The following is a 15,346-nucleotide window of genomic DNA, read 5'->3' as shown; positions in this document are numbered from 1 at the left end:
TTATTTTGCCATCAGGTCATTATTATCTTCAGGCGAAGCCAGGTCTGCCACTGGCATGAGTTTCGCCATCGAATTAGAAATACGAGTCAGGACATCATTTTTTGCCGCATCAAATGCGCGCTGTATTGCCCACTCATAGCTATATTTATCTGCACTGCCGTGGCTTTTAAAAACCAGACCGCGCAAACCAAGTAAACAACCGCCATTGTAGTTGGAAGGGTTCATCGTCTGCGAAATCGACTTTAAAGCACCGCGCGCAATCAGCGCACCCAACATATTCAATGGATTACTCTTAAATGCGCCAGTCAGGGTCGTCTTTACAAAACGCCCCATGCCCTCGGCTGCTTTCAAGGTCACGTTACCGACGAAACCGTCACACACCACGATGTCGGTGGTGCCTTTAAATATATCATTACCCTCAACGTTGCCATAAAAATTCAACAACCCACGTTCGTGATCAGCCCGCAGCAACTGCGCGGTTTTTTTAACGACGTCATTACCCTTAATATCCTCTTCACCGACGTTCAACAGACCAATACTCGGTCTTTCCTTACCTTCCAGCGCAGATACCAGTGCCGATCCCATAATCGCAAACTGATGCAGATGCAAAGGTTCGCAATCAACGTTCGCACCGAGATCCAGCATGTAAGTCGGCAGATTTTTTTGATTTGGCAGCATGCCGCTGATTGCTGGGCGATCCACGCTTTGCATGGTCTTCAGGACGTAACGCGATACCGCCATCAAAGCACCTGTGTTGCCAGCTGAGACGCAGGCTTGCGCATGTCCGTCTTTTACCTGAGTGACGGCAACACGCATTGAAGAATCTTTTTTCCGACGCAGTGCAATCTCGATAGGATCGTCCATTTCCACCACTTCGGTAGCGTGGATTATTTTCATGCGTGGATGATGTTCGGCATGGTTCTTTTTAAGTTCAGCCTGGATAACGGATTCAAGCCCGACCAGCAGAAATTCAACATCAGGCTCGCGATGAGCGAAAGCAACCGCCGCCGCCACTGTAACTGACGGGCCGTGATCGCCACCCATGCAGTCTATGGAAATTTTTATTGTCATGTAGTGTTACTAAACTTCGATCCGAAACGACTAGTGTACCAAACGGAGAGGCAATTTCCGTCAATTCCATTTCCACACAGAAATGAAAAAAAGAAAAAACAGAGAAAATCAGTCTGGATCCAGAAACGTGTTTATAAAATCAGGGCACAGACAAATCTGAACACCAGAATTCGGGAAAAACAGGCGTAAAAAAAGCGGCGCCAAGTACGAGACTCGTCACGCCGCTTCCTTTAACAAGAACAGAGATTACTCGTCGTTCTTAGTTTTCAATACTTTACGACCACGGTAAAAGCCGTTAGGGCTGATGTGGTGACGCAGATGTGTCTCACCAGTTGTTGGCTCGATACCTAACTGTGGTGCAGTCAGGAAATCGTGGGAACGGTGCATGCCACGCTTGGATGGGGACTTTTTATTTTGCTGAACTGCCATGATAACTCCTAATACTTCAAAAAATGTTTCTAAAAATTTACACACCTGGCTAAAGAATGCGCACATCGCAATGCGAACATCGCCAACCAAGAATCCCTAACAATACTTCGACCTGAGTGTTTTTTCAGAATAATGCCACTAGGTACGCCCATTAATTTTCTTCAACACAGCAAAAGGTGATTCTTTTTTACTGACTTCTGCTTCAATCGCTGCAGTAGTATTTGCTGAAGCCAACGATACATCCGGGCATACTGCATGTTTGGGCGATTGGGGTATTGCGAGCAGCGCTTCATCTTCGATCAAATCATTGACATCAAATGCTTTGCTGCCTACTACAACATCGACCTCGTCATCATCAAGCAATGCGTCAATTTCATCGGCATTTTCTTCGTTTTTGGCGAGTATCAATACAGATTCAGAGTCAATTTCATATGCAAATGGTGTCAGGCAGCGCTGGCACATCAGATTCACGCTACCAGTCACACTCAACACCAGCCGTGGATGACCCAGTGCATCTTTACCGCCAGACAAAGACCAGTTCAATGCACCATCGGTGTTTGCACTCTCGCCTGAAAGCCGGGGTAAATCTGCGACTAAAATGCTTCCCGAACGCTGCTCTTCGAGCCGACAATACGCGAAAGCGTCAATCACAAAAGCTTGCATAGGATTATTTGAACCCAGAAAACCTGCGATAATAACAGCACTCGGCCTTGTTAGTCAAAGGCTTACAGGCATTTTTTAAGCCAAAACGACTTACACCAGCTCTTACACCTGCTATTTCCCGCTGAATTCCCTGAATATGATCAAGCACCAGTCTGACTCACCGCACTCACAGCACAACGCAAGCCTGATGAATCCACGCCTGATTCTTGCCTCCAGCTCGGTCTATCGCCGCGAATTATTATCCCGGCTGCAAATCCCATTCGATTCACTGGTGCCGGATATCGATGAAACCGCCCACCATGGCGAAACACCGGACGCCACCGCCCTGCGGCTGGCACAACAAAAAGCTGAAGCCATCGCCAGACAGTTAGCATCGTCTGCTGAAAATTCCGCAGAAAATGCACTCATTATCGGTTCCGACCAGGTTGCGACACTGAATGGCATCCACATCGGCAAACCCGGCGATCATGCCAGCGCCTTAAAACAATTGCAACTCATGCGCGGCAAAGAAGTCGTTTTCCATACCGCATTATGCCTGTTGGATACCCGCTCAGGCGCGCAGCCAGCGGTGCAATTGCGCGACGTGCAGACCATCGTCCGCTTCCGCGATTTGCCGGATGCAGAACTCGATGCCTATCTGCGTATTGAACAGCCCTACGATTGCGCCGGCAGCGCGAAAAACGAAGCGCTCGGCATCAGCATCTTAGCGTCGATACAAAGCGATGATCCGACCGCACTGACGGGATTGCCATTGATTGCACTGACAGACATGCTGCGCAACGCTGGCGTTCAGTTTTATCGCTGATGAATCGATAATAACTCAGAAAAATGCTCTGTTTTTAGCAAAATTGGGGGAGTATCTGCCTTTTTCGCCTTATTGTCAGCGTAAAACAAGGACGTAAAAATATACTCCCCCCAGTATTTATAAGCACAAATATGACGTCAGTAAGCATATTTCAGTAAAGTACGGCGACGGCAAAACGCTACAAACAAGAATGATATCGTCGCTGCGACAGTTGTGTGTCGGCATAAAAAAACATATCAACTTATTTTTAGCTTTATTTTCAGCACTATTTTTCAGCTTTATTTCAGCTTCATATTAAAAAAGATTTCCCCATGACAGGCACACTATTCCTCATTCCTAACACGCTGGGCTACAACGAAGGGCAGCAAGACGGCTTGCTGGCGAAAATCATTCCCGATACCGTGCAATCCATGTCCGCGCAGCTCAGTTATTTCGTTGCAGAGAATGCCAAGACCACCCGCGCCTATCTGAAATTTCTCGGTCAGCATCACCCCTTAAAACTGGCGATGCAGGATATTCAGATCAGCGAACTCAACGTCAACACCCCGGCGCAGGCGCTCGAAGGCTTGCTGCAACCGCTGCTGCAAGGACATGATGTCGGTCTGATTTCTGAGGCTGGCGTTCCCGCCGTTGCTGACCCCGGTGCTAATCTGGTACGGCTCGCGCATCAGCGCAACATCACGGTCAGGCCGCTGGTCGGGCCCTCATCCCTGCTGCTGGCCCTGATGGGTAGCGGCCTGAATGGTCAGAGTTTCGCCTTTCACGGCTACCTGCCAACCGATGCCGCGTTACGCGCGAAACGCATCAAAGAGCTGGAAGACCGTTCGCGCAAAGAAAAGCAAACGCAACTGCTGATAGAAACGCCGTATCGCAACGCCGCCATGCTGGAAGCCCTGGCAAACCAGTGTCAGGCACAGAGCCTGATTTGCGTCGCCACTGATCTGACATTACCAACAGAATCCATACAAACACGTACCGCAGCAGAATGGAAGAAGCGACTTTCCGCTGGTCAAGCCCCTGATTTCCATAAAAAACCAACCGTATTCCTGTTCCTCGCCAGCTAATTGCGAACGACCGATCTATTTTTTGAATTTACGCTAAGATAAGACTTTCTCAAGGAGACGCCCATGTTGAATTTCGATTTCTACAATCCGACTCACATCCTGTTCGGTAAAGGCCGCATTGCCGACATCCATCAAGCCATACCGGCAGATGCCAAAGTATTGTTGCTGTACGGTGGCGGCAGCATCAAGCAAAACGGCGTGTTTGATCAGGTCATCGCCGCACTCGGCAATCGCAGCGTGACAGAATTTTCCGGCATAGAACCCAACCCAAGCTATGAAACGCTGATGAAAGCGGTCGACATCATCAAACATGGCAATATTGATTTCCTGCTGGCGGTCGGCGGCGGCTCGGTCATTGATGGCACTAAATTCATCGCGGCCGCAGCGCTGTTTGAAGGCGGAGATCCGTGGGCGATTATGGAAAAACATGGTCGCAACGTGACCAAAGCCCTGCCCTTCGGCAGCATCCTGACCTTGCCAGCAACAGGCTCAGAAATGAATGATGGCGGCGTCGTCACCCGTCAATCGATCAAAGCCAAACTCGCGTTCAGCAGCCGCCATTGCTTCCCTAAATTTTCGGTTCTCGACCCTACCACTACCTACACCCTGCCGCCGCGCCAGATTGGCAACGGCGCGGTTGATGCGTTCGTCCACGTGATGGAACAATACCTGACCTATCCGGTCAATTCACCAGTACAAGATCGCTTCGCCGAAGGACTGCTCAAAACCCTGATCGAAGAAGGCCCGAAAGCCCTCGCCAATCCGCAGGATTACGATGTGCGCGCCAATCTGATGTGGTGCGCCACGATGGCATTGAATGGCCTGATTTCTACCGGCGTGCCGCAAGACTGGGCGACCCACATGATAGGCCACGAACTGACCGCCCTGCATGGCATAGACCACGCACAGACACTCGCCATCGTGTTGCCTAGCATGCTGCGCGTACGCAAAGAAGCCAAACGCGCGAAGCTGCTGCAATTTGCTGAACGCATCTGGGATCTGCGTGAAGGCAGCGAAGACAGCCGCATCGACACCGCCATCAGCCGCATGCAGGATTACTTTGAGCAAATGGGCGTCAAAACCCGCCTCAGCGATTACCACCTCGGCGCAGACGACATCTCCCCCGTCATCGCCGCACTGGAAACCCACCGCATGCTCACCATCGGTGAAAAACGCGACGTCACGCTGGATGTCAGCCGTCAGGTGTTGGAATTGAGTTTGTAAGCAGCTAAAACAAAAAAAGGGGTGACTGTCAAAGTCGCCCCTTTTTTTTATTTTCAGACTTCCTACTGCTTACCCTCCGGACATTCCAGACACTGCACCACGCCCAGTCTCAGACATCCCAAAGTAACTCATTTCCCCGCCTTCTGAATATGGCAGTGCATCGTCAGGAAACGGATTGCGCCTGTGAGGTAGGTGTCCCAGTCGTCGAGCAGGTATTGATTGGCTTCTTCGACGAAATTATTCCAGTCTTCCAGCAAGCCTTCCTGTTTTTCATGTGGTGCAGATTCTTTGATCCAGGCGGTCGCCAGGGCATGATTAAAGCCTTCGTTGCGGAATTGTTTGATGATGGTTTTTGCAGCCTTTTCGGTCAGCGTGGTTTTCGGCGGCACACCGGCTGAGATACATAAAAACAGGGTCATCAGCGAATCAACGTCGGTCTTGCCTTTGGTCAGGCGCGTCCATTCTTTCGATACCAGCGCATCGTATTCCGAGGTATCTTCGATTTCATGATCGCCAAGGTAATACCGCTCTTTCAGCGCAAACACCAGTTGTGCCAGCGGCGTTGTTTTGTTTTGCAGCACGGGTAGATCGTGTTGTTTGATTTCGTCGATGATACGCTGCACCACCGGCAAAAACTTAGGTGGCACTTCTGATAAATCGGCTGATGCCAGCGCTTTATTACGTTTCGCCGGTGTCATCGCGCGTATCGATTCCAGTAAGGTCGCAAACTGAATCTGATTCTCGATCGTGGCGTCGGGGCCGCCAAACATGTGTGCCAGCAAGGCGGTGCGGACGACGCCCACAGCTTCCACATCTTCATCCTGCAGATAAGATGGCGTCAGCCCCAGCCATTCGCCAAACCAGTATCCAGCCTGAATTTCCAGCGCGTTGAGCTGGCGGTGTTCGAGCGCATTTCTGTATTCCTGCGGATTTTCTTTGAGCGACCAGGCATCGAGAAAATCTTCGACCTTGCCTTTGGTTTCGCGGCCAAGCAAAGCATATTCCGGCATTGCAAACAAGGCTTTCAACAAGCCGGAACCGCCGCGTGACAGGCTCAGAAAAGTATTATCACGAATCAGCCTGGCGGCCAGCTCCAGGTCACCTTTGGATGTTTCGATCAGATACAGGCTCGCCAGGTTGACGATGCGCTTGCGTGCCAGTTCAATTTCTGGGCGCAGATATTTACTGCCAAACGCTTCCGCAATCTGCACCATGCCTTTCGGTGCTTCGGCTTCGATCGCTGCAATTTTGCTGTTGGCAATGATGGCTTTTTGCACGCCGTAGCGTAATGCCGACTCAAAAAATGGCCGGTTATCAATCAGGGCAATATCGTAAACAGAGGCTGTCATCGTATCTTCACTCGCTTTTTACTCGCTGCTGACGCACATTGGCGCAAGCAACTTACCGGAATTAGGGAAACTAACAAAAAATGCAGAACACGATCACCGCGCTCTGCATTGATTCAGGATGCCGACAACAAATTACAGCGCGGATTCTTCGTCATCCTTGTCATCGCCATCATCATTGTTTTTAGGACGTTCATCTTCTTCTGCTTCGCTCTCGCCGCCTTCGAGTTCATCGCTTTGCTGGCTCGCCAGATACGCTTTATAGCGGGCGCGCAGCTTCATCAGCACTTCACGGAAAATTTCCGGCAATTCGTAACGCAACAGATAGGTAACCTGCATCCAGTCGTGATCTTCCAGATTCGCCATGTCGAGCGGCGACGCCAGACTTTCGGTATCGCGATCCAGATTCATCAGATCATCTTCCTGCGCCTGGGTTTTCGCACCGTCGCCATATTCGTATAAATCGAAAGTCGCATATTTATAAAAATGCTCGACCATCGGTGCACGATCCAGCAGGTAATCAACCAGCGCATCGTAGCCACCTTCGACTTCGGCGATTTCGTACAAAAATTCTGCCGGATCAGCACCTTCGCGGAAGATGACGGAGTTGATCATGCCGCGCAATTGTTCATGCGTCTGATCGCCATAACGGCGTTCCAGCACGACCGCCTGCGCGAACTGCTCAGGCGTCACCAGCAGATTCACCAGCGACTCTTTAGACGCATCGTATTCACGGATAATCGCCAGCAAATCTTTCGCCGGAAAATCATCCAACGCAGCGACCAGCGCTTTGTCGCCTTCGGTTTCAGCAATATTAGCCAGTGCGAATTCCGCGCCGGCGATATCGCCCGCCATGATCAGGTTTTGCGCTTCAATTAATGCAGGTAAGCTCATCTTGTATCCTTAGTCTTTGCGGTCGAAACCTTGCTCAGCCAGCCAGTCTGCGCCTGCTTCGTCAAGATCATAATCGTCACCATCATCGCCATCATCGCGCCCGTGACGACCATAGTTACCATCGAGGTCGCCGTTTTCTTTCAATTCTTCATCCGCGTCGTTGATTTCTTTATCTTCGTCGTCGGTTTCCAGCGTATTGGTGGCGCTGTGTTTGCGCGCTTGCTGACCACGATTCAGATATTCGAGCGCGGCCGCAATGACCAGAAATTTTTCACCGCCCGCTTCTTGCAACACAATCTTGCTCAGCGGCTCCGCCCAAGGTTCGAGCTTGACGGCAGCCGACAGGGTTTTCCATGCGGGTAATTTGGATTCCTCGCGGGTCGTCAGTGATTCCAGCGCCAGCGGATTCAAAAATATAAATCCCAGATGAAATGCCGATGCCAGCATTTCTGGATTGGAGTCCATCATTGGCAACAACAAAGGCAATTGCTCGCCTTTTTCACGCAGACGCGCCTTCAGGACATTTTTGCCTTCGGAATCTGATTTCAAATCTTCGATTTCGGCGTTATACACCGCCATCAGATCCTCAAAAAAACGGGACAATTTCACTTCAATACTCCTGATAAATAATGCTTCCAGATGTCTGTCGCTGTTTCCAGCGGAGAATCGAGCAAGTTACGACGACGATTTTCATCGTAAGCAGCACGCGCCGCATCGTCAGACAAAATGTCGTAGGCTTCTTTTACCGCATGAAATTTTTCTGGCGCCAGTTCCGATGTGTTCCGGTCAGGATGAAACTCTGCCGCTTTCTGGCGGAAGGCTTTTTTCACATCCGACAATGACGCATTCGGCGCAATACCGAGAATGACGTAATAATCTTTCATCTGCTTTTCGCTTCCATTTCTCATTCACACTCGCAGAACCATAGCAACTATTGGCATCAGGCTACACAATTCCGGCAATATGAGCGTTGCATGCGCAGCAGGCGCAACCTGAATGAGCAGCGCTGCGAATCCGCAAAAACATCGCCTGAGTGCCAAAAATGAGATGATTTTGGGGAGTATGCAGCAAAAACAAGCATTTCCCCTATATTAATCAAGGGTGTTTACATATACCCGGGGGAGTATATGTAAACTGACAGATTGCGCCGACAGACTGTGTCAGCACCGCATCGATACTGACAGCCACCGAAACAGATCAGTCGCCAGGATTAATGGTGGTGACCGTGTTCGCCGTGAACATGGCCGTGCACGATTTCTTCATCCGTCGCTTCGCGGATATCCAACACTTCAGTGTCGAAGCGTATCGTCATGCCCGCCAGCGGATGATTGCCATCCACAGTCACAAGGCCAGCATCAATCTTCGTCACACGGAACTGCATGGTTTCTTCGGTTTCCGGATCGCGGGTTTCAAACATCATGCCGACTTCGATATCCGGAGGAAATGCGCTGATGTCTTCTTCGCGCACGAATTCGGACTCGATTTCACCAAAGCCATCTTCCGGTGCCAGCACCACAGACACCTTGTCGCCGACCTTTTTACCATCCAGCGCTGCTTCAACGGCAGGCAGAATATTGTCGTAATCACCGTGCAGATAAACAATAGGATCACGGTTCTGATCAATGATGTCACCGTTCGTATTGAACATCGTGTAATTCAGGCTGACAACGGAGTTGGCTTTAATTTGCATGGCGTATATCGTGTAAGTGTGGGTGAAATTTGAACAAGGGCGACGCTGAGAGCGTGCTGCACAGATAGCATCGAAAGCGCTGATTTAAAGACAGGCAAAGAAAATACTACGCCCTTTTGCAATCAAAATCAGCATCCCCGACCCGGAACAGGGGCTGTATTGTAGCAGAGACGGCTTTTCTGACTGAAATAGTGCTGAACTGACCGTATGCAAACACGTTGCGATGGCAAAACCGCCGCAATCCGGATGCTGTACAAATAAAAAACGCAAAAGAAACAGCAAGAAAAGTACAAACAGGGTATATTCCGCGCCTTTCATTTCACCCGCATCCGGAACCGCTATGCTCATCATTACGATCAAACAAGGCAAAGAAAAAGCATTACTGGAGGGGCAACCCTGGATTTACCTTTCTGCCATCGAACGCATAGACGGTAAATTTGGCGAGCGAATCAAATCCGGCGCAACGGCGCTGGTTCGTTCCTCTTCCGGCCAGTTTCTGGCACGCGCAGGATGGAGCCCTAAATCGCAAATTCGCGCCCGGATCTGGACGCTCGATGAAAAAGAAGCGGTGGATCATGCCATGATCAAGCGCCGGGTTCAGGCTGCGTTAGCGAAATCGCGTGCAATCAAAAGCAAAGCGGGCAGCACAAAACGCCTGATTAATGCCGAAGCCGATCAGTTGCCGGGCTTACTGGTCGATTTTTACGGCAACAAGCCTGGCTATCTGGTCTGCCAATTTCAGGCGGCGTGTGTGGATGCCTGGAAAGTCACCATCGTCAAAACACTGATCGCCGAAACTGGTTGCCCGAACGTGTATGAGTATGCGGATGAACTGGTACGCAAAGGTGAAGGTTTGCCTTGGAATTCCAGCGCCCTCGCAGGCGAAGCACCGCCGGAAGAATACGGGTTTGATTGAGCCCGGCCTATGAAATTCGGCCTTTGCTGTTGAACGAAGACGCAAAAAAGCCACGATTTCGTCAATGACAAATCGTGGCTTTTTCTTGTATCGCTTGTTCAGACAGCAAATTCAAACGCCGATCTTCGCCAGCATAGAACCTAATTCACGCAACACGGGTTCCAGCTTAGGATGTTCGGCAGCGAATTTTGCCGACAAGGCAAGAGAGCGTTCGCTCAGCGTATCAAACACAGATACATCATGCGTCTGATCGGAAGTCAGCACCTGATGAATGTCCTGATTTAAATTTTCCAGTAAAGCTTTTAACTCATCGTCGACTTTTTCTGTTCCCGCCAGTTGTTGATGTGCTTCAGCCAGCAGCTGTTTCAGATTTTCATGTTTCATTTTTTGTTTTCCTTTTTTATTCCAACTATTTCAGCTTTAGCCGAACAGCTTACTGACTATCGGCATGAAACACCAGCACCACGGCTTCCGCAGCAATACCCTCTTCACGCCCTAAGTAACCCAGCTTTTCATTGGTCTTGGCTTTGATATTGACCTGATTGACATCGACCTGCAGGTCTTCGGCGATATTTTTTACCATTGCTGCGATATGCGGCGCCATCTTCGGTGTCTGTGCAATGATGGTCGCATCCAGATTACCGATCACATAGCTTGTCGCATGCAACCGCAGCACGGCCTCACGCAATAACACACGCGAATCGGCACCTTTAAAGCGCAGATCGGTATCGGGAAAATGTCGCCCGATATCACCCAGCGCCACGGAACCGAAAATCGCATCGGTAATCGCGTGCAGCAACACATCGGCATCCGAATGTCCAAGCAGCCCCTTCGTGTGCGGAATATCCACACCACCGATAATCAACCGACGTTCAGACACGAGTGCATGACAGTCATAACCTTGCCCTATGCGGAAAGGAAGTATCTTATTTTTCATCAAACAACCTCAATTTAGTGATTCTCAACTGTTTTACTTATTTCTTTGCAGATACTGCGCTGCCAGCAACAGATCAGCAGGTAAAGTGACCTTCAGATTGCAGGCATGGCCTTCGACCAGCAACGGCGCATATCCCATGAGTTCCAGTGCACTGGATTCATCGGTTACTTGCTCAGCCTGATCGAGCGCAGCGCAGAGCATCGCATAACGGAACATTTGCGGCGTCTGCGCCAGCCATAAACCATCGCGGGAAATGGTTTCTACTTTGCCGTTAATAACACGTTTGACCGTATCCGCGACCGGCAGCGCCAGTAAGCCGCCGACCACATGTGATCCGACCTGATCGATTAATTTCTGCAATAAAGCCGACGTTAAACCGGGACGGGCAGCATCATGCACCAACACCCAATCCTGCGCATCCAGTTTATCCGCCAGATATGCCAGACCATTCCGCACGCTGTCACGCCGAGTCGCGCCGCCGCAGCGTAAAACAGTCATGCCATCTGCCGCAAGCAAGTAATCGTCAACAAAAGCATCATCTTCGCTTACCACTACATAGGTATGAGCGACGCCCGGAAAATTCAAAAATGCATTCACGGTATGTTGCAGTATCGATTTACCAGCGATGGTCAGATACTGTTTTGGAGAGTTCGCCCCCATACGCGCACCAACACCTGCTGCCGGAATCAGGGCAACATAACGTGGCAACTGGCCTTGCTGTTGTTTTAATTCTTCAGACATAATCAGATCAGTGGCGTTTCAATGCCTAACTGCCCCTTCGTTTATAATTGAACGCTCATTTTAACCGCGTATCTTGTTCCGTAAGATCGTTTTACGGCATCTTCCTGTATAGCCGCAATGTCATTTGATTTCAGTAAATCCTTAGCAAAACCCGGCCATCGTCTGGCACTCCCCAATCTGCATGGTTCTTCTGATGCGTACGCGCTGGCGCAAGCCGCCACGGCGCTGAAGTCAGAAAAACGTATGCTGACCGTGTTCGTCGCTAATCCCGGCGATGCCCAACGACTGCTGGACGAGATACCGTGGTTCAACGCTGAATTGCGCTGCCATTTGCTGCCGGATTGGGAAACCCTGCCGTATGACGCTTTTTCACCACATCAGGATTTGGTCTCTGAACGCCTTGCCAGTCTGTATGAAATTCAGAATGGCAATTGCGATGTCTTGCTGGCACCGGCGACCACCGCCCTACTGCGCATGGCACCGCCATCATTCCTCGCAGCGTACACCTTCTTTTTCAAAAAAGGTGACACGCTGGATGAGGCAAAACTGAAGTTGCAACTCACGCTGGCGGGTTATAGCCATGTCAGCCAGGTGATGTCGCCCGGCGAATATTCGGTGCGTGGCGGCCTGATCGATTTATTCCCTATGGGTTCCGCACTGCCGTATCGACTTGATTTATTTGGCGACACGATAGAAACCATCCGCACCTTTGATGCTGATACCCAGCGTTCGCTGTATCCGGTGCCGGAAGTGCGCCTGTTGCCAGGACGCGAATTTCCTATGGATGAGCCGGCACGCGTTGCGTTTCGCAGCCGATGGCGCGAAACATTTGAAGGCGATCCGTCGCGTTCGTCCATTTACAAAGATATAGGCAATGGCATCGCGTCTGCCGGTATTGAATACTATCTGCCACTGTTTTTTGAACACACCTCTACACTGTTCGATTATCTGCCAGAAGCGCCGCATTTCGCGCTGATCGGCAATATCGATGAGACGATACAGCGTTTCTGGGCCGATACACGTTCACGTTATCAATTTCTGAAATCGGATCGCGAGCGTCCGGTATTACCGCCTGAATCTGTTTTTCTGCGCGATGAAGATTTTTTTGCAGCGCTCAAAACGCAAGCGCGCTGGGTCATTGCTGACACCGAAAAAAACGCTGCGGCATCTGAAGTATCGGGCTTCCTGCCAGACATTGCAGTCAACCGCCGCGCAGATGATCCGCTGACGAATTTGCGTTCATTTTTGCTGCAAACCGATAAACGCGTGATGATTTGCGCAGAAACTGCAGGGCGTCGTGAAACCTTGCAGCAGTACTTCAATGAATACAATATCCAGCTCAGTCTGTGTGAAGGCTACGCTGACTTTGCTACTGCCAACGCCAAGCTCATGCTGGGCGTTGCACCCTTGCATGCCGGTTTCGTGCTGGCAGACGATCTTGCCTTTATTACGGAAGCCGAATTATATGCGGGCAGTGGCAAACGCATAGGCCGAAAAAAGCAGGAAGCCACAACGCAAGTCGAGCACATGGTGCGCGATTTATCCGAACTCAAAATCGGCGATCCTGTTGTGCATAGCAATCATGGTATTGGCCGCTACATGGGTCTGATCAGCATGGATCTGGGTGAAGGCGACACCGAATTTCTGCATCTCGAATACGCCAAAGAAACCAAGCTGTACGTGCCCGTATCGCAACTGCACGTGATCTCGCGCTATTCCGGTGCTTCACCGGACGATGCGCCTTTGCATACGCTGGGTTCCGGGCAATGGGAAAAAGCGAAGAAAAAAGCGGCCCAGCAAATCCGCGATACGGCGGCAGAACTGCTGCATCTGTATGCACGCCGTGCCGCACGTCACGGTCACGCATTTGAATATTCAGCCAAAGATTATGAAGCTTTTGCTGAGAGTTTCGGCTTTGATGAAACACCGGATCAGGCCGCCGCAATTACTGCGGTGATCGGTGATATGACATCAGGCAAACCTATGGATCGCCTGATTTGTGGTGACGTTGGCTTTGGCAAAACCGAGGTCGCCTTGCGCGCCGCCTTTGTTGCGGTCATGGGTGGCAAACAGGTCGCGATTCTGGCACCGACCACCCTGCTCGCTGAACAACACGCACAGACCTTTGCCGACCGCTTTGCTAACTGGCCGGTCAAAATCGCTGAATTATCGCGTTTCCGCTCCGGCAAGGAAATCAATCTGGCGATCAAAGGTATGGGCGATGGCACCGTCGACATCGTGATCGGCACACATAAGCTATTGTCGGATGACGTAAAATTTTCCCGGCTCGGCCTGGTGATCATCGATGAGGAACATCGGTTCGGCGTACGTCAGAAAGAAGCGCTGAAGTCGCTGCGGGCCGAAGTCGATGTGTTAACACTGACCGCGACACCGATTCCGCGCACGCTGGGCATGGCACTCGAAGGTTTGCGCGATTTTTCGATTATTGCGACCGCGCCGCAAAAACGTCTGGCGATCAAAACTTTTGTGCGTAGCGAAGATGATTCTGTGATACGCGAAGCCTGTCTGCGCGAATTGAAACGCGGCGGTCAGGTATATTTCCTGCACAACGAAGTGGAGACGATAGAAAACCGCAAGGCCATGCTGGAGGCACTGTTGCCGGAAGCGCGCGTGGTGGTGGCGCATGGTCAGATGCATGAACGTGATCTGGAAAAAGTCATGCGTGATTTCGTTGCGCAACGCCATAACATCCTGTTGTGTACGACGATTATCGAAACCGGTATCGACGTGCCGACCGCGAATACCATCATCATGCATCGTGCCGACAAATTCGGCCTAGCGCAGTTGCACCAGTTGCGCGGTCGGGTTGGCCGCTCGCATCATCAGGCTTATGCGTATCTGCTGGTACATGATGTGCAAGGGCTGACCAAACAGGCGAACCGACGGCTGGAAGCGATTCAGCAAATGGAAGAACTCGGCAGCGGCTTTTATCTGGCGATGCACGATCTGGAAATCCGTGGTGCGGGCGAAGTGCTGGGTGATAATCAATCAGGTGAAATGCATGAAATCGGCTTCCAGATGTATTCCGATATGCTCAATGAAGCGGTACGCGCACTGAAGAATGGCAAAGAACCTGATCTTGCTGCACCTTTATCGTCAACCACTGAGATTAATCTGCATATCCCAGCCTTATTGCCAAACGACTTCTGCGGCGATGTCCACGAACGGCTGTCGATATACAAACGCCTCGCCAATTGCAGTAAAGCCAGTGCCATCGATGATATGCAGGAAGAAATGATCGATCGTTTCGGCAAACTGCCGGAACAGGTTAAGTCTTTGCTGGAAACCCATAGGCTGCGGGTCGCCGCCAAGCCGCTGGGTATCATCAAGATCGACGCGCACAACGAAGCGGCGACTTTGCAATTTGAACCGCAGCCACCGATCGATGCGATGCGCATCATCGAGCTGGTACAAAAGAATAAACACATCCGCTTGAATGGTCAGGACAAACTGCGCATCACTGCCAACATGCCCGACCTGGCGAGCCGGGTTGCACAAATCAAGACTACGCTTAAAGCGCTGCATTGATTTATCACCTAGATTTT

At 50.8% G+C, this 15,346-nt stretch carries 16 protein-coding genes; 5 read left to right on the top strand and 11 right to left on the bottom strand.

Going from position 1 to position 15,346, the window contains the following annotated elements; genetic code table 11:
* The 3 genes from plsX to H8K26_RS05830 form a co-directional block, all read right to left on the bottom strand.
* Positions 1-1,071, bottom strand: a complete 1,071-nt coding sequence (gene plsX, locus H8K26_RS05840; protein WP_186885379.1) for a phosphate acyltransferase PlsX — start codon at positions 1,069-1,071, stop codon at positions 1-3.
* Positions 1,072-1,317: 246 nt separating this feature from the next.
* Entirely contained in the window at positions 1,318-1,500 is a 183-nt protein-coding gene (gene rpmF / locus H8K26_RS05835) for a 50S ribosomal protein L32 (RefSeq protein ID WP_162018712.1), read from the bottom strand.
* Between the two features lie 138 nt (positions 1,501-1,638).
* Positions 1,639-2,163 (bottom strand): YceD family protein, encoded by a 525-nt coding sequence (locus tag H8K26_RS05830; RefSeq protein ID WP_186885380.1) that lies wholly within the window; start codon positions 2,161-2,163, stop codon positions 1,639-1,641.
* Between the two features lie 187 nt (positions 2,164-2,350).
* On the opposite strand from H8K26_RS05830, the gene H8K26_RS05825 reads away from it, so the two are divergent.
* From H8K26_RS05825 to H8K26_RS05815, 3 genes are all read left to right on the top strand, one after another.
* Positions 2,351-2,968 (top strand): Maf-like protein, encoded by a 618-nt coding sequence (locus tag H8K26_RS05825; RefSeq protein WP_223826868.1) that lies wholly within the window; start codon positions 2,351-2,353, stop codon positions 2,966-2,968.
* Between the two features lie 311 nt (positions 2,969-3,279).
* On the top strand, positions 3,280-4,032 hold the full coding sequence (locus tag H8K26_RS05820) for an SAM-dependent methyltransferase (RefSeq protein ID WP_190478055.1): 753 nt from the start codon (positions 3,280-3,282) through the stop codon (positions 4,030-4,032).
* 63 nt (positions 4,033-4,095) lie between these two features.
* A complete protein-coding gene (locus H8K26_RS05815) occupies positions 4,096-5,256 on the top strand; it encodes an iron-containing alcohol dehydrogenase (protein ID WP_190478053.1) in 1,161 nt (386 codons plus the stop codon).
* A 128-nt stretch (positions 5,257-5,384) separates the two neighbouring features.
* Here H8K26_RS05815 and H8K26_RS05810 read toward each other — a convergent pair whose 3' ends face one another.
* From H8K26_RS05810 to H8K26_RS05790, 5 genes are all read right to left on the bottom strand, one after another.
* Positions 5,385-6,605, bottom strand: coding sequence for a hypothetical protein (locus tag H8K26_RS05810; RefSeq protein ID WP_190478050.1), 1,221 nt, complete (start codon positions 6,603-6,605; stop codon positions 5,385-5,387).
* A 132-nt stretch (positions 6,606-6,737) separates the two neighbouring features.
* Entirely contained in the window at positions 6,738-7,496 is a 759-nt protein-coding gene (locus tag H8K26_RS05805) for a hypothetical protein (protein ID WP_186897356.1), read from the bottom strand.
* Between the two features lie 9 nt (positions 7,497-7,505).
* Positions 7,506-8,105: a hypothetical protein gene (locus tag H8K26_RS05800; RefSeq protein ID WP_190478048.1), complete on the bottom strand. Its 600-nt coding sequence runs from the start codon at positions 8,103-8,105 to the stop codon at positions 7,506-7,508.
* Entirely contained in the window at positions 8,102-8,380 is a 279-nt protein-coding gene (locus H8K26_RS05795) for a DnaJ domain-containing protein (protein WP_186885388.1), read from the bottom strand. Before H8K26_RS05795 ends, H8K26_RS05800 begins: the two co-directional genes overlap by 4 nt.
* 326 nt (positions 8,381-8,706) lie before the next feature.
* Positions 8,707-9,186, bottom strand: a complete 480-nt coding sequence (locus H8K26_RS05790; protein ID WP_186897353.1) for an FKBP-type peptidyl-prolyl cis-trans isomerase — start codon at positions 9,184-9,186, stop codon at positions 8,707-8,709.
* A gap of 340 nt (positions 9,187-9,526) precedes the next feature.
* Between H8K26_RS05790 and H8K26_RS05785 the strand changes: the two genes are divergently transcribed.
* Positions 9,527-10,102, top strand: a complete 576-nt coding sequence (locus tag H8K26_RS05785; protein WP_190478046.1) for an SAM-dependent methyltransferase — start codon at positions 9,527-9,529, stop codon at positions 10,100-10,102.
* A gap of 111 nt (positions 10,103-10,213) precedes the next feature.
* On the opposite strand, the gene H8K26_RS05780 is transcribed toward H8K26_RS05785, so the two are convergent.
* Genes H8K26_RS05780 through ispD form a run of 3 tightly spaced genes read right to left on the bottom strand, consistent with a single transcriptional unit; the run spans position 10,214 to position 11,780 of the window.
* On the bottom strand, positions 10,214-10,486 hold the full coding sequence (locus tag H8K26_RS05780; protein ID WP_190478044.1) for a DUF4404 family protein: 273 nt from the start codon (positions 10,484-10,486) through the stop codon (positions 10,214-10,216).
* A gap of 49 nt (positions 10,487-10,535) precedes the next feature.
* On the bottom strand, positions 10,536-11,039 hold the full coding sequence (gene ispF / locus H8K26_RS05775; RefSeq protein ID WP_190478042.1) for a 2-C-methyl-D-erythritol 2,4-cyclodiphosphate synthase: 504 nt from the start codon (positions 11,037-11,039) through the stop codon (positions 10,536-10,538).
* 33 nt (positions 11,040-11,072) lie between these two features.
* On the bottom strand, positions 11,073-11,780 hold the full coding sequence (ispD, locus tag H8K26_RS05770; protein ID WP_190478040.1) for a 2-C-methyl-D-erythritol 4-phosphate cytidylyltransferase: 708 nt from the start codon (positions 11,778-11,780) through the stop codon (positions 11,073-11,075).
* 117 nt (positions 11,781-11,897) lie between these two features.
* Between ispD and mfd the strand changes: the two genes are divergently transcribed.
* Positions 11,898-15,329, top strand: coding sequence for a transcription-repair coupling factor (gene mfd, locus H8K26_RS05765; RefSeq protein ID WP_190478038.1), 3,432 nt, complete (start codon positions 11,898-11,900; stop codon positions 15,327-15,329).
* Positions 15,330-15,346: the final 17 nt, after the last annotated feature.

This window comes from Cognatundibacterium aquatile (assembly GCF_014699135.1).
Lineage (GTDB): Bacteria > Pseudomonadota > Gammaproteobacteria > Burkholderiales > Burkholderiaceae_D > Undibacterium > Undibacterium aquatile.
This window is presented reverse-complemented; position numbering and strand designations above follow the sequence as displayed.

Coding starts and splice junctions, on each gene's coding strand:
- plsX (WP_186885379.1), bottom strand. CDS start 1,071: ATGACAATAAAAATTTCCATAGACTGCATGGGTGGCGATCACGGCCCG.
- rpmF (WP_162018712.1), bottom strand. CDS start 1,500: ATGGCAGTTCAGCAAAATAAAAAGTCCCCATCCAAGCGTGGCATGCAC.
- H8K26_RS05830 (WP_186885380.1), bottom strand. CDS start 2,163: ATGCAAGCTTTTGTGATTGACGCTTTCGCGTATTGTCGGCTCGAAGAG.
- H8K26_RS05825 (WP_223826868.1), top strand. CDS start 2,351: ATGAATCCACGCCTGATTCTTGCCTCCAGCTCGGTCTATCGCCGCGAA.
- H8K26_RS05820 (WP_190478055.1), top strand. CDS start 3,280: ATGACAGGCACACTATTCCTCATTCCTAACACGCTGGGCTACAACGAA.
- H8K26_RS05815 (WP_190478053.1), top strand. CDS start 4,096: ATGTTGAATTTCGATTTCTACAATCCGACTCACATCCTGTTCGGTAAA.
- H8K26_RS05810 (WP_190478050.1), bottom strand. CDS start 6,605: ATGACAGCCTCTGTTTACGATATTGCCCTGATTGATAACCGGCCATTT.
- H8K26_RS05805 (WP_186897356.1), bottom strand. CDS start 7,496: ATGAGCTTACCTGCATTAATTGAAGCGCAAAACCTGATCATGGCGGGC.
- H8K26_RS05795 (WP_186885388.1), bottom strand. CDS start 8,380: ATGAAAGATTATTACGTCATTCTCGGTATTGCGCCGAATGCGTCATTG.
- H8K26_RS05790 (WP_186897353.1), bottom strand. CDS start 9,186: ATGCAAATTAAAGCCAACTCCGTTGTCAGCCTGAATTACACGATGTTC.
- H8K26_RS05785 (WP_190478046.1), top strand. CDS start 9,527: ATGCTCATCATTACGATCAAACAAGGCAAAGAAAAAGCATTACTGGAG.
- H8K26_RS05780 (WP_190478044.1), bottom strand. CDS start 10,486: ATGAAACATGAAAATCTGAAACAGCTGCTGGCTGAAGCACATCAACAA.
- ispF (WP_190478042.1), bottom strand. CDS start 11,039: ATGAAAAATAAGATACTTCCTTTCCGCATAGGGCAAGGTTATGACTGT.
- ispD (WP_190478040.1), bottom strand. CDS start 11,780: ATGTCTGAAGAATTAAAACAACAGCAAGGCCAGTTGCCACGTTATGTT.
- mfd (WP_190478038.1), top strand. CDS start 11,898: ATGTCATTTGATTTCAGTAAATCCTTAGCAAAACCCGGCCATCGTCTG.